The 14,208-nt window shown below is 44.9% G+C and carries 13 protein-coding genes; 4 read left to right on the top strand and 9 right to left on the bottom strand.

The genetic code is table 11. From position 1 onward, the window contains the following. Window positions 1-24: 24 nt before the first annotated feature. Window positions 25-1,233: a leucine-rich repeat domain-containing protein gene (locus tag T538_RS0104375; RefSeq protein WP_031532367.1), complete on the bottom strand. Its 1,209-nt coding sequence runs from the start codon at window positions 1,231-1,233 to the stop codon at window positions 25-27. Between the two features lie 169 nt (window positions 1,234-1,402). Here T538_RS0104375 and T538_RS0104370 point away from each other — a divergent pair, with 169 nt between their 5' ends. After that, window positions 1,403-1,837, top strand: coding sequence for an NUDIX domain-containing protein (locus T538_RS0104370; RefSeq protein ID WP_031532366.1), 435 nt, complete (start codon window positions 1,403-1,405; stop codon window positions 1,835-1,837). 252 nt (window positions 1,838-2,089) lie between these two features. Here the strand turns inward: T538_RS0104370 and T538_RS0104365 are convergent, their stop codons facing one another. The 8 genes from T538_RS0104365 to T538_RS0104330 all read right to left on the bottom strand — a co-directional run bounded on the left by T538_RS0104365 (window position 2,090) and on the right by T538_RS0104330 (window position 9,376). Continuing rightward, window positions 2,090-3,295, bottom strand: a complete 1,206-nt coding sequence (locus tag T538_RS0104365; protein ID WP_031532365.1) for a hypothetical protein — start codon at window positions 3,293-3,295, stop codon at window positions 2,090-2,092. After that, window positions 3,292-3,936 carry an ATP-binding cassette domain-containing protein gene (locus T538_RS0104360; protein ID WP_031532364.1) on the bottom strand — a complete coding sequence of 215 codons (645 nt, stop codon included), beginning with the start codon at window positions 3,934-3,936 and terminating at the stop codon, window positions 3,292-3,294. Before T538_RS0104360 ends, T538_RS0104365 begins: the two co-directional genes overlap by 4 nt. Window positions 3,937-3,939: 3 nt before the next feature. Further along, window positions 3,940-5,373 (bottom strand): DUF4836 family protein, encoded by a 1,434-nt coding sequence (locus T538_RS0104355; protein ID WP_031532363.1) that lies wholly within the window; start codon window positions 5,371-5,373, stop codon window positions 3,940-3,942. 26 nt (window positions 5,374-5,399) lie between these two features. Then, window positions 5,400-6,170 carry a 16S rRNA (uracil(1498)-N(3))-methyltransferase gene (locus T538_RS0104350; protein ID WP_031532362.1) on the bottom strand — a complete coding sequence of 257 codons (771 nt, stop codon included), beginning with the start codon at window positions 6,168-6,170 and terminating at the stop codon, window positions 5,400-5,402. Next, window positions 6,171-6,713 carry a bifunctional nuclease family protein gene (locus tag T538_RS0104345; protein ID WP_031532361.1) on the bottom strand — a complete coding sequence of 181 codons (543 nt, stop codon included), beginning with the start codon at window positions 6,711-6,713 and terminating at the stop codon, window positions 6,171-6,173. It lies immediately after the preceding gene. Between the two features lie 309 nt (window positions 6,714-7,022). Then, window positions 7,023-8,207, bottom strand: a complete 1,185-nt coding sequence (locus T538_RS0104340) for a class I SAM-dependent rRNA methyltransferase (protein ID WP_031532360.1) — start codon at window positions 8,205-8,207, stop codon at window positions 7,023-7,025. A 3-nt stretch (window positions 8,208-8,210) separates the two neighbouring features. Further along, on the bottom strand, window positions 8,211-8,855 hold the full coding sequence (locus tag T538_RS0104335) for a 3'-5' exonuclease (protein ID WP_031532359.1): 645 nt from the start codon (window positions 8,853-8,855) through the stop codon (window positions 8,211-8,213). Further along, window positions 8,852-9,376 (bottom strand): DUF5063 domain-containing protein, encoded by a 525-nt coding sequence (locus T538_RS0104330; protein ID WP_031532358.1) that lies wholly within the window; start codon window positions 9,374-9,376, stop codon window positions 8,852-8,854. The genes T538_RS0104335 and T538_RS0104330 overlap by 4 nt, the downstream gene beginning before the upstream one ends. Before the next feature lie 99 nt (window positions 9,377-9,475). Here T538_RS0104330 and T538_RS0104325 point away from each other — a divergent pair, with 99 nt between their 5' ends. The 3 genes from T538_RS0104325 to T538_RS0104315 are packed head-to-tail and all read left to right on the top strand — an operon-like array spanning window position 9,476 to window position 14,196. Beyond that, window positions 9,476-11,986, top strand: coding sequence for an FtsK/SpoIIIE family DNA translocase (locus T538_RS0104325; protein ID WP_031532357.1), 2,511 nt, complete (start codon window positions 9,476-9,478; stop codon window positions 11,984-11,986). Between the two features lie 24 nt (window positions 11,987-12,010). After that, window positions 12,011-12,640, top strand: a complete 630-nt coding sequence (locus tag T538_RS0104320; RefSeq protein WP_031532356.1) for an outer membrane lipoprotein periplasmic chaperone LolA1 — start codon at window positions 12,011-12,013, stop codon at window positions 12,638-12,640. Between the two features lie 38 nt (window positions 12,641-12,678). Further along, the gene (locus T538_RS0104315; RefSeq protein WP_051655870.1) at window positions 12,679-14,196 is read left to right on the top strand and encodes a DUF5687 family protein; all 1,518 of its coding nucleotides are present in this window, start codon (window positions 12,679-12,681) and stop codon (window positions 14,194-14,196) included. Window positions 14,197-14,208: the final 12 nt, after the last annotated feature.

Genomic DNA, 14,208 nt, shown 5'->3' with positions numbered 1-14,208 from the left:
AAACACAAATACTGCTAATCAATGTCATTTTTCTTTCATCAACGAATGGAATTTCGTTGGTATCATCTTCTGAAATTTTGCAATAGTACCCTTTGGAACGAGAATGGATTTTATTAGTTCATTGCCGTCTGGCGTTTCAACCTCTATAAAAACATTTCCTTCGATTTGTGAGATGCTACTTGGGAGTTCAAGAACATCAAAATACAAGCCACCAAAAGCATTGCTTCTTATCGTTTCGATGCCATCGGGAACAACGAGTTTTCCTTCTGCAACCTTTCCTGCCGGACACGCAACCAGAGATTTTCTATCTTTAGAAAGCAGAAGTCCATCGGCACTACAAAATACAGGATTTGCATCATCAACTTCGACTGAAACCAACAAAGAAAAATCAATGTTGCGGACATCTTTCAGACTTTTGGGAATAAAGAACGTTCTCGATGGTTCAAAATCGAAACACGAATAAAAGGTATCGAAAGCATGCGCTCCTATCGCCTCTGTTCCTTCAGCAATAGCTGCTGTTTTCTCGCCGCCATTGGTTCCCGGGAACACAATAAGCGTCTTTTTATCCTTTGAATAAAGAACACCGTCTACGCTACAAAATTTCCGATTTGAAGGCGCAACTTCTATTCTTTCGAGGTTGTAACAATTGCCAAAACAATCTTCGGCTATAAAATCCAGATTTTCTGGAATATATACATATTTCAACTCGTAACAACAATCAAACGTGCGCCTCTCTATCCACTTTATTCCCTTCGGAAGTCTTATAGATTTAAGTCGTTCGCAATTTTTGAAAGCACACTCACCTATCGCCCTCACGGAATTTGGAATAGTGATGCTTTCCAACGAAAAGAAATCGGCGAAAGCAAGACTGTCTATCTTCTCCATGCCTTCGGGAAGGACGAGGTTCTTCAGAGAAAAGACTTCGGAAAATGCGTACGGACGTATATTTTTCAGACTTGGCGGAAAAAATATCTTCTCAATTTTACAACCGCTAAAAGCAGCATCGCCAATCACCTCCGTTCCTTCTTTCACCTTATATTCTACAAGGTCTTGAGGAACTTTCAGAAGACATTTTCCGTCGCGACTGTAAACCGCACCACACTCGTCTTTTGTGTCTGAAGAAAAATCTTCAGCCTCAACAGTTGAATTTTGCAGACATACTGAACTTCCGAAAGAGAAAGAAGCCATCATGCACAAAAGAGCAAGTCCGAAGACCTTTTTATTCTGAATCATATTACTTTCGATTTTAGATATAACAAAAGTTCAACCGCACTTTTAAGTTTGTACAATATCGCAGCAAAAATAACAAAACGCACAAGACATCAACAATAACAAAAAGAAAAAGTACAATCAGAACAATATTTTTAATACTTTTGCAACACACATTTTAAATTTAAACATTATGAGTTATACATACGAATATCCACGACCTGCGGTTACTGCCGACTGCGTGGTTATTACAAAAGAAGACAGCCCGAAAGTACTACTGATTCAGCGTGGCGGAGAGCCTTACAAAGGTTGCTGGGCATTTCCGGGCGGATTTATGGATATGGACGAGACGACCGAACAATGCGCCATTCGCGAACTGAAAGAAGAAACAGGACTACATATAAAAGAGGTGAAACAGATTGGTGCATACTCGAAAGTTAACCGCGACCCACGCGGACGCACAATCTCGGTTGCCTACCTCGCCGTAATAGACAAGCCAGCCCAAGTCAGAGGTCTTGACGATGCTGCCAAGGCCGAATGGTTCGAACTGTCGGCTTTGCCCAAACTGGCTTTCGACCATGCCGACATAATGAGCGATGCTATAAGGCTCTACAACAAAACGAAATAATATAGGAAAGTCCAAAGAATTGTAAAACTAATTCTTTGGACTTTATTTTTAAACAGAGAATGGGTATCAAAAAAGCGGTATGTTCACACACACCGCTTCTTACGAATTTAGAATTTATGAATAGAATTTTTTCGAGATTCTTTTTTTGTATATGCAAAGATAAAGTGTTTTTTCGTTACAAAGAAATATTTCGAGACAAAAAAACATCATCTGTACAATTAGAACAAAACTACATTCAAACTGAACAAGGTTTCAATCTTTTCTCTGCCAAATTTGCATCACTTTACCCTTTACAACGACTATATTCAACAAACTAACCACAACGAATAGCAAAATTCCAAGACCGATTGCAGGGAAAAGCGTTCCTGTCTCAATCTGCGGATAAAGCATCGTTACCACATCCATGTAATAACTGCGGACTAACGCCACAACAATGACGGCAACAACAAGAACCGCCACATTCAACAATATTGTAAGGGTCTGATACGGCAACGCAACCTTGACAGGACTGTAGCCAATGAGCAGAAGATTTTCTAACTTGCTTGCGTTTTTTTCAACCAAAAGATAGATACTGAGCATCAGAATATAGAAACTGAGTGCGCTGATGAGCAAACCGATAATCATCACGATGCCAACCATCATACGCAAAAACCACGTTGTCTTTCCTGCATCGAGTTTGTTGTCCTCGGTCTCATAATCCTTGCTCTGGAAGAATTTGGCGATGTTCTCGTCCGCAGGATTCTTGACTTCGAGAATCATACGCGAAGGCTCGTTGTCAACACCAGCATCGGCAGAATAGTACGAATTAGCCCACTTCATGAACTTCTCTGGCACAAGAATCGTATTAAGTCGGCTACTGAATCCGATTATTCGACCTTTATACATATCCGACTTTCCGTTTCCGCGGATAGATATATCGAAATGAATCATTCCCATAAGTCCCTCGCTAACCTTCGGAAGCGAACGGCTCTGAGCGAAGCCGAAATTATACATATTCAGATAGTTGCGAGGGATAATAATAGGAATCTCCTTATCTCCCTCGCTGAAAGTCCAGTCATCGAGACTGACATCCACGAAATGGTCTGGTACGCTCTCGAAGAACATCTCGGTAGTGAAACCCTCCGCCCCTTCGAGCCCCATCGATGCACTCACCTTGAATGCCGAAGGAGTGAACGCGCCAATCTGACTTGTGAACGGCTGTTCCTTAATCTCGTCTATATCGCTGGCAGAGAACGTATTGGTCTTTCCCATCACACTGCCAAAGGTGCTAATTTTCTTGCTTACAATAAGATAATCTTCGCGCATAAAACTGTCGCCCTGCTGAAACAACGGCACAACATCGGAATAAAACTGAAATCCGACGAGCACAATTACCATTCCAAACAGATTGGCGAACAAGAAGCCCACAAACTGAGGCACGCTGATATGCTGTCTTAATAACTTCCAAACTAATCTCATAATTTCAAAACCCTTTCATAATCGAGCACCATGTGCTTTCCAATACTTGTTACGATAACGCCTGCACCCTGACGCTTTGCCTCGGTCATCATGATTGAAGCCATAATCTCGCTGTTACGGTCGTCGAGATGACTTATTGGTTCGTCGGCAAAAATGAAGTCGAATGGCTGACAGAGAGCCCTAATCATAGCCACGCGCTGCTGCTGTCCAAAACTCATGCGACCGATTTTTGCGTCCTTCTTGTCGGCAATGCCGAGCATCTCGAACCATTCGTCAATCTGCTTTTTCTTCTGAAAACCTGTCAGGTTATTCTTTATCAACACATTATCGAACGCTGTGAGTTCTGGAAAGAGCCTAAGTTCCTGCCACAGCATTGAGATATGATTTTTTCTGACATCTACCCACTGCGATGTGGTAAGATTGTTGATATTCTTTCCGTCGAAACAGATAATACCCTGATAATCTTTTCTGTAACCAAAGATGTAACTGCAAAAAGACGATTTTCCTGTTCCGGAATTTGCCTCAAGCAGATACAACTTTCCTTTCTGAAGCGCAATTTCCTTGTGCCACACGTCGCTCTCTATCGAGTCTCGGCTGGCAAACACTTGCGGAAGGGTGTTCTTCAGTTCAATACTTTCCATCTCCTATTTCCAAATTTGCTTTAAAAAGTTTATTTTCGAATCCTTCATCATTACATGAAATTCAATATCATTATTGCCCTCGGATGCCAGAACAACAGCGTCTACATTGTTGAAAACACCGCGAGCGTAGTTGGCATACATTCCGACAGACGACAGTTCTTTCTGAACCAGATTCTGCGTCATCAATTCGCCCACCATAAAGGCTGCAAAGAACGATTTTTTCTTTAGGTCGACACCCTTGAAACTGCCAGATTTAGCATCGAGCAATTTCGGAGCGGCAATCTTTGATGCAGAATTCAAGGTAGCCTCACCGTTCGATATCTTCAGGACCTTGTCTTTGACATTTACAAAAGCAGATTTCTCGCCAGCTTCAATCTGATAGTTTTCCTTGCCACCGGCAAAAGCGACATCCGAAACATTAGCCTGAATCAAGAAATTATCGGCATTCACGGCAGTAAACTGAATATCGCCCTTGGCAGATTTCAGCATAGCATCGGCCTCGAAATTCATGTTCATGCCAATGAGCATAGTGCGCAATGCCGGGATTTTTCGGCAGAAGTCGAGCAACTTTTCGCCCGACGCGCAATTTACAACCGCCAACGCCGAACATTTGCCATCGTATGGAACTTTTGATAAGAATGTTCCTTCAAGTTTGCCGAATGCGCCAGACTTCTCGTCGAGCATCTTCTGAACCTGAGCGACGTCAGAGAAAGCCTGTCCTTTGAAAACAATCTCGCCATTGTCAAAATTCAAGGTGCTGAGGAAACATATTTTATCATTATCGACCGTTTCGGGCAAACCAACGCGGAAATATCCGGCATATTCCTTCGGAACGATGTCGAGCGAAGTGAGCAACGCAATATCCTTGTTTGTAGCCACAAGTTTCTCGAATCGCGTAGAAGCCGCAAAACTTTCTTCCTTACTCTGCGACAGAAGCTGAGTGAGCGTGTTCTTCACAACGTTGCCTGTACCCATCGAGAAAAGGCATGTGTTGTCGTTGAAGGCAACTTGAACCGAGCCATAAAGCTCAGCAAACTTTACACCGTTCTTCTCGGTAACGGCCGAAGCCAAGCCCTGTTTCTTTACAAATTCAAGAAATTCCTCGAAATCCGACTCGTCGTTCATCTTGGCTGTGATGCAGAAGTAATCGTTAGCCGTGTAGAATCCATAGATTCTTTTGCCGAAATCGAGTCCTATTTCGGTCGGATCTTCGATATATTTTGACAGTTCCTTGTCGTTATTACTATCCTTGCTGTTAAGTTTGTCGAGCAATTCATTCTGATAATTGAGCTCGCCAATGCCCGACTTTACGGCAATACTCTTTAAATCGAAATACACAACCGCCTTAGAGTTGGCAGGAATGACGTTTGTGTAATCGTCTTGACTGCACGCTACCAGCAGCAGAGTGCAGACTAAAGCAACAAAAATTCGTTTCATCTGATTAGATTATTTTGATTATACGTTTAATCGCAGTTCTGATTCACAAGCCACATCATGTGAACGGCAGTGAGAGCCGCCGTCTCGGTGCGAAGCCTGCTTTTGCCAAGGCTAACTGAACGGAATCCGTGACGAAGGGCGAACTCAACCTCGTCGATACTGAAATCGCCTTCTGGGCCGACCATCACAAGCGTTTTTTTGCCACGGCAAAGAAGGTCGTGAAGCAACGGCTTTCCGTCTACAACCCGTACTCCTTCAGCCTGAGATTCGCGACAATCGTCAGCCAAATCGCCCTCGTCGTAGCAATGGCAAATGAACTTGTCTTCGGCATCTGCCTCCTCGACAAACTTCTTGAAAGGCATCATCTCGTCGAGTTGCGGCATGAATGCCTTGTGGCTCTGTTTCAGCGCAGACACAAGGATTTTCTCCACTCGCTCATTCTTTATAACCGTGCGTTCAGAAAAGCGACAGTTCAAAAACGAAAGTCTGTCGATACCTATTTCGGTCGCTTTCTCGGCAAACCACTCAATTCGGTCCATATTCTTGGTCGGGGCCACCGCAATGTGGATATTTCCTTCCCAAGCCTTTTTCTGAACATCTTCTTCAATTATCGAATAAAGGCACTTGTGGTTGCTCACAGCCGTGAGTTGCGCCTTGTAGAATACGCCATTTCCATCGGCAAGCATCAATTCGTCGCCCTCTTTCAGGCGAAGAACCCTTGCACAATGCGAAGCCTCATCACTTGGCAAGATGCCAGACTTTGCATCTGGCACATAAAAGAATCTGACCTCTTTCATTTATTTTCTCATGTTTATTTCATTTCGGAGTTGTGCGGCAAGCTCATAGTTTTCAGACTTCACCGCCATGTCCATCGCCTCTTTCAGAATACTTGTTGGCAGACTGTTTAACGAGAGCATCTCTCTGTCTCCCCTCGCCTTGCTTGCATACTCGGCATCAAGAACTTCTTTCTTCACAAAAATCGGAGCCTCGGTAACGATAGCCATCGACACGGCATCGGTCAGGCGGCAGTCGAGAGTGATGCTTTCGCCGCCATCTTTCGGCGAAACCACTATATCCGAACTGAATATTCCGTGGCTCACACTTTTTATTATAACCATGTCGATTTTGTAATTAAGTTTGGTCAGCAGATTATTAACCACATCGGGCATAAAGGGGCGCACACGCCTGTTCTTCAAATCGAGCCTCTGCAAGAACGCGTATTCAACATCTCCAATAGGCACAAGAAGTTTGCGTGTCCCGCCCTTCTCGTGCAGACACATTGTGTAAAACGAAGATATTTTCTTCAGTTCCGCAAATCCAACCAATTCCAACTCTACCATTAGTTTTTCGAACTTTTAAAGTGCTAAAATACAAACATATTTTAATATAACTGCAAAATTATGGTGTTTATTAAAGATAAAATTTTTACAAATGTTAAAAAATGTTAAATAGGTAAAGATTTTTAGTAGTTTTATGTTGAATAACATAATTTATCAATATCTTTGCACCGTGTTTTTCATGGTATTAGATTAAAGGTTATTAAAGATTGGTTGTCGGGAGGACAACCTTCTTTTTTTTGCTTACTTTACTACAGTAAAAGGCAACAAAAAAAATTAGGATAGTGTAGAGAGATACACTATCCTATTTTTTTATTCCACATACAATACCAAGCCTTTCAGATACTCGCCTTCGGGATGGTAGATGTTTATCGGATGGTCGGCTGGCTGATGTAGTTGATGGAGTATTCTCACGCTTCTGCCGCTCTGTGCCGCAGCCGTAAACACCGCCATGCGGAACTGGTCTTTATTCACCGCCTGAGAGCAACTGAAGGTAAACAAGATTCCACCCGGCTTAATCTTCTCGAAAGCCTTGGCATTGAGTTTTGTATATCCTCTCAGCGCATTGCGGAGTGCATCTTTGTGCTTTGCAAACGCAGGAGGGTCGAGAATTATCAAATCATACTGGTCGCCCATTGCTTCGAGATACTTGAAGGCATCTTCGGCATAGGCCTTGTGACGTTCATCGCCCGGAAAGTTAAGTTCTACGTTGGCATTCGTAAGGTCAATCGCCTTTGCCGAACTGTCTACAGAGTGAACCAACTTCGCTCCGCCACGCATTGCATAGAACGAGAATCCGCCAGTATAGCAGAACATATTAAGAACGCTGCGTCCCTTGGCATAATGCTCCAGAAGGCTTCGGTTGTCGCGCTGGTCAACGAAGAAACCAGTCTTCTGACCTTTCAACCAATCGACATGGAACTTCAGGCCATTCTCAAGAGCCACGTTATCCTTGCTTCCGCCAATCAAGAAGCCGTTTTCCTGATTCAAGTCGGCCTTGAACGGAAGCGTCGTCTCACTCTTATAGTAAACATTCTCAACCTCGCCGTTCATCACATCCACGATAGCCTTGGCTATCTCCTCTCGGCACACATGCATTCCTACGGAATGAGCCTGCATAACGACGGTGCTTCCGTAGCGGTCGATAACCAATCCCGGAAGATTGTCGCCCTCGCCGTGAACCATTCGGTATGTAGTGTTGTCGGCTCTGCCAGCCACACCGATGCTTCGGCGCACATCGTCGGCAACCTTCAGGCGACGCTTCCAGAAGTCGAAGTTAATCTCCTCATCGTCGAAAGAAAGCACGCGGACGGCGATGCTGCCAATCTGCCAATGACCTACAGCGATGAACTTTCCATCGTTGTCAAGAACCCTCACAATTGAGCCTTCTTCCAAACCCGAAGGAATCTGCTGCAAAGCGCCAGAAAAAACCCAAGGATGAAAACGCTTCAACGATTCATCCTTACCTTTTTTTAAATATAGTGTGTTATATGCCATATATCAATTATTTTCGGCCGGAACCTCCTCTGGTTCAACCATTTTTATAATTTCGTAATCGTTTGATGCCCGCAGGCGTTCGAGTTCCTCGTAGAGCATGATGCACGCCCACGCATCGGTTGCCGCATATTTCTTCTGAGCCTCGGTGAGTATCGGCGCTTCCCAGTTGGTTAGCCGCTGCCCCTTCGAAATCTTTCGTCCGAACACGTTGGCATAGAGTTTCTGAAGGCTCTGGTCTTCGATGCCGAATGTCTTTACATACTGCTGAAGTTCATAGAAATCTCCGGGGGTGAATCCTGCACGCTTGTGAAGTTGGCTGAAATCGTCCTTCAGCGACAGACCGACCTTCGGAACGGTGAGGTCTTCGAGAAGTTTTATCAAGCAATCGGGCATTCCGATGAGATTCAATCTGAAGAGGAAGCACATATCGCGAGAGGCGCACTGAACGAGCGACACCTTATATTCAACACCCTTTCTGAAACTTGGACGAGTCTCGGTGTCGAAGCCCAGAATGTCCTGCTCCAACAAATATTTCACAGCCGATTCAGCCTCGCGCTGACTCTGCACTACCACAATCTTTCCGTCGAAGAGCACGCGTTCCATCTCGGCTATGCTCTTCTTGTCAACCTTATTATATAGTTGTTTCATTCTTCGCTCTCGTTGTAATAAACCTCGTGAATGGCACGCATTGTGTTCACCAGTTTCTGCCCCCAGAACATCTCGAAATTTTCCTTTACTTGGGCAAGCGCATCGACAACGATGTCCTCGACTCCCGAACGATAGTTTGACACAAAGTCGCGCACATCCTGATAGATGTCGGCAATATCCTCGGAAATTGTCTTCATCACCGGTGTTTCGCTATACTTGAAATCCTCGACGAATACATCGAGATAAGTATCAAGGTCGGCAAAATTCACCGACACATAACTGCGCACCGCCTCGTAATCGTCTTCCTTTACGAACGATTCGACCTCTCCCATACCAATAGCATCAATCTTGGGCAAAAGCGTTGCTTTAATGTATATAAGTGGTAAAACCTTGAGCATGTAGCCAGCCATTTCCCTGCGCGTGATTTTTTCGAACTTCTCAAGAAAAGCGCAGAATTCAACAGAAACGGTAACGAACTCCACTACATCGCGGTTCATTATTATAGAATCTTTTCCTTCCATATATTCGTTTTAAGTTACAAAATTATATAAAAACTTCCTTACATAGATGTTTTTTACCAATTTTTCAACTACATTTGCACAAAATTTTGATAAACCAGTATGGCAAACAAGTCAAACAACAAAGATACATTCCAAACAAAAGCAACCGAAGAAGCGCGTAAGATGCTCGACAGCGAGAAGATATGCCCGATTGCCGGCATAATTCTTATAGGCATAGCCATTTTCATCATCTTGGCTTTCCTGTCGTTTCTCTCTACGGGCTCAGAAGACTACAGCGAGGTTTCAGACGGCTCACCTGCCGTTGAGAACATTAAGAACATGATGGGTATAAGAGGTGCTAAAATCAGTTATTACCTCATAAATAAATGTTTCGGATTTCCGGCTTTCGTAATCCCGGTTTTCATGATTATGGCTGGACTGAAACTCACCAAATCGTTCCGCATCCGTTTGTGGAAATGGTTCGTGTACCTGTCGCTCATAATGCTGTGGAACTCACTTCTGTTCGGCATGATTGACTTTGAATTTCTCGATTGTCCTTTCTTCATCCGATTTGGCGGACAGCACGGAATAAATATGTTCAAGTGGATGAACGGTCAGATTGGCACAGCCGGAGTAATCATCTTTCTGTTTATCAGCGCAATCTGCTATGCCATCTGCCTCAGCGACGAGACAATTATCTTGCTAAAGAAACTCACTTCGCTTTCGACTTACAGAAAGAAGAAGGATAAGGTTATAATCGGTCAGCAGACGCCTGAAGATGATGAGCGGTTCCGCAATATGGACGAAGAAGAAGAAAATGACGAGGAAGAGGAAGAACTTGAAGACGAATCTTCTTTGCCAGAAGAAATTGAGGCTGAAGAAGAGGCTGAACCTAAGCAAATGCCAGAACCAACCGAGCCAATAAGAAAGCCTGCCGTTACACCGTCTGACAACGAGCCTGACGATGACCCGAACGTGGAGGATGAACAGAACGTCATCAACAGTCAGAACGAAGAAGACGATGCCAACACGGAGGCAGAAATCACCGATAAAGAGCCTGTTTTTGATGTTACCGCCGGTACATCCGACGATGCCATCGACCCAAGCAAGCCGCTCGCGCCTTACGACCCAAGGCTCGACCTCGAATTCTACAAATTTCCAACGTTAAGCCTGCTTAACAAGATGGGCGACAATGCCGTAACCATCGACCAGCAGGAGCAGGAAGCCAACAAGAAACGCATCACCGAGGTTCTGAACGACTTCGGCGTTGAGATAACAAGCATTCAGGCAACCGTTGGTCCAACAATCACGCTCTACGAAATCACGCTTCAGCGAGGCGTGAGAATAAGCAAGGTTGCAAGCCTCGAAAATGATATCGCCCTGAGCCTTGCCGCCCTCGGAATACGTATCATCGCGCCAATTCCGGGAAAGGGAACAATCGGTATCGAGGTCCCGAACAAGGACAAAAAGATTGTTTCGATGGAGAGCATCATGAACACCCGAACTTTCCAAGAATCGAAGATGGCTCTGCCTATCGCCTTCGGAAAGACGATTACGAACGAAGTGTTCATGGTCGACCTTGCCAAAGCACCACACATGCTCGTTGCCGGAGCAACAGGTATGGGTAAGTCTGTTGGATTGAATGCAATAATCACTTCACTTCTGTACAAGAAGCATCCGGCTGAACTGAAACTCGTGATGGTAGACCCGAAAAAAGTTGAATTCAGCGTCTACTCGCCTATCGAGCGACACTTCCTCGCCAAACTTCCCGACGGCGAAGATGCCATCATCACCGACGTTACAAAGGTTGTGCAGACACTCAAGAGCCTCTGCTACGAGATGGATATGCGCTACGACCTTCTGAAAAAAGCCAGAGTGCGTAACATAAAGGAATACAACGAGTTGTTCAAGAGCCGCAAACTCAACCCGGACAACGGACACAGATTTATGCCGTACATCGTAGTCATAATCGATGAGTTCGGCGACCTTATCATGACCGCCGGAAAGGAAATCGAGCTTCCTATCTGCCGTATCGCGCAGCTTGCCCGAGCCGTCGGCATTCACATGATTATCGCAACCCAGCGACCTACAACGAACATCATCACGGGTACGATAAAGGCGAACTTCCCTGCACGCGTGGCATTCCGCGTGGCAGCGATGATGGACTCACGCACAATCCTCGACCGCTCAGGAGCACAACAACTTATCGGACGAGGCGACATGCTTTATCTGCAAGGCGAAGAGCCTGTGCGCGTCCAGTGTGCCTTTGTTGATACTCCAGAGGTCGAGAACATCTGCAACTACATCGAGAAGCAGCAAGGCTACACAACGGCATGGATGCTTCCTGAAGTTCCTGCGGAGGAAGGCGGCGAAGGTGGCGGAACGGGACAGATTGACGGCGACATCGACCCAATGTTCAAAGAGGCTGCTCAACTCATAGTAGATATGCAGCAAGGCTCTACCTCACTGATTCAGAGAAAGTTCTCTATCGGATACAACCGTGCCGGAAGAATCATGGACCAGTTGGAAAAAGCCGGAATCGTTGGTCCTACTCGCGGAGCAAAACCGCGTGAGGTTCTGTGCGTTGACCAGACCGACCTCGAAATGCGACTTTCGAACCTAAATATTTAACAAGAAAAAATAACTTTTAAAATCATGAAAAAAATAGCATCTACATTATTTTTACTACTTTTTGCCGTTGCCACACTGTTCGCGCAGCAAAGCAACAATCAGGCTGTAAAGCTCTTAGACAAAGCATCATACGCTTTTACAAGCGCAGGAGGCGTTAAAATAGGATTCTCAATCAGCGCGCCGTCGGGCAGCCTCAGCGGAACACTAAAACTGAAGAACAGCAAGTTCTACCTCTCAACTCCGCAGATGGAAGTGTGGTTCAACGGAAAAACACAGTGGAGCTACGTAAAGGCAAACGAGGAGGTGAACGTGAGCAATCCCGATGCCGACGAACTTCAGCACATCAACCCTTACGCCTTTCTGAATCTGTACAAGAATGGATACACTTGCACTATGGGCAAGAAAAAGGTTTACAGCAGCCGAAAAATAAACGAGGTTGTTTTGACTGCGCAAGACAAGAAAGCATCGCTGAAAACCATAAACATCTATCTCGATGCCAAGACAAACAACCCTCTTTTCGTTTCAATGCAGACAAACAAGGGCACTACGAACATCAAAATCAGTTCGTACTCGGCAAAGCAGAATTTCAGTGACACGCTTTTCAACTTCAACAAACGCAAATATCCAAAAGTTGATGTTGTCGATTTAAGATAACGAATCGGCACATCAGCCTTAAATAACGACTAATAATTATGAGCCTTAGACGAAACTGGCAAATATACAGAACTGTACAGGAACTGAACAGGAAGTCGGAAAAACGCAATCCTATGTTCGAGAAGAACAAACTTGCACTATTCCTCATACTGCTCACTCTTGCGTTTTACGTCGTCTACCTTTTTGTAATAGGACTTGTAATGCTGCCCGGAATTCTTACCGAATGTTTTCCGGGAATGGAGCCTTATCACATGCTGCACCGCGGAATGGTTGTATTGCCGACGATTGATTTCTTCATCAGGTACATGTTCCAGCAAACGCCGTCGCAGCAAGTAAAGCCGTTCAGCCTGCTGCCAATAAGTCGCGACACCATTATAAAATGCTATCTCGTAAAAGATGCAACCCGACTTTACAACTGCTTCTGGTTCTCGATGCTTCTGCCATTTGCCTGCGTAACCATCTTTAAGTTCTACGGCTTCAGCGGAATCATCGGATTCTTGTTGGGTTGGTGGATGCTTTTCGCCATCAACAGTCTGTTCTACCTTCTTTGCCGAACTCTTAGCAAGCATCACATTCTGTGGATTTTGCTTCCGATAGCAACATTTGCAGCCTTGTGCGCCGTCTCATTCTGTTTCGACTTTGTGGGCAGACTACTCATCGATTTTGGCGAAGGTTTCATTCTGTGGAATCCAATTTCGTTCCTCATTCTAATTCTAATAACCTGCGCCGTTTTCGGCATAAACATTAAGGTTCAGAGATATTTTATGCTCGACGAATTGGCAGGAAACACGAAGGAAAAATCGCTGAAAAAAGTAAATACGCTCACATTCTTTGACCGCTGGGGCGAGATTGGCGAATATCTGAAACTCGAAGTTAAGAGTGCGATGAGAAACAAAGCAATCCGGAAGCTGTATATCTCGGCTCTCTGCATCGTCGCTGTATTCACGATTCTACTCGGACTTTCATCGGTCTACGATGGCATCTCTTTTATGTCCGACTTCATCGGGCTGTACTGCTGCACGGTTATCGGCACAATGACGCTAACCGGAATAATGGGCGTTGAAGGCAACTATATCGACGGACTTATGGTACGAAAAGAAAGCATCTACTCGCTTCTGCGTGCAAAATACTACTATCAGTGTTGCATCGCCGTATTTCCGTTTCTGATAATGCTTGTGCCTGTCTTTATGGGTAAACTCGAGATCCTTACGCTTCTGTCATACCTTTTTGCAACCATCGGACTGGTCTTTCCGTCGATGTTCAGCCTTGCCATAATAAATAAGGAGACACTTCCTCTCAACAACATTCTCACGGCAAGCAACCGAAACAACAAATACATTCAGATGCTTGTTTCACTCGGCTCGTTCTCCGTTCCGATTGTCATCTGCCGAAGCATAAACGCGCTTACCGACAGCAACGCCGGCTACATCATTATGCTCGTCGCAGGTCTGGCAAGCACTATTCTGCACCGCCGTTGGCTGACATTCATCTACCGCCAGTTTATGAAACGCAGATACGAGAATCTTGAGGGCTTCAGAAAGACAATAGCAAACTAAAAAACTGAAATT

Source organism: Bacteroides sp. Ga6A2 (genome assembly GCF_000702225.1).
Classification (GTDB): Bacteria; Bacteroidota; Bacteroidia; order Bacteroidales; family Bacteroidaceae; genus Ga6A1.
Note: the sequence above shows the minus strand (reverse complement) of the source record. Positions and strands in the feature narration are given on the sequence as shown.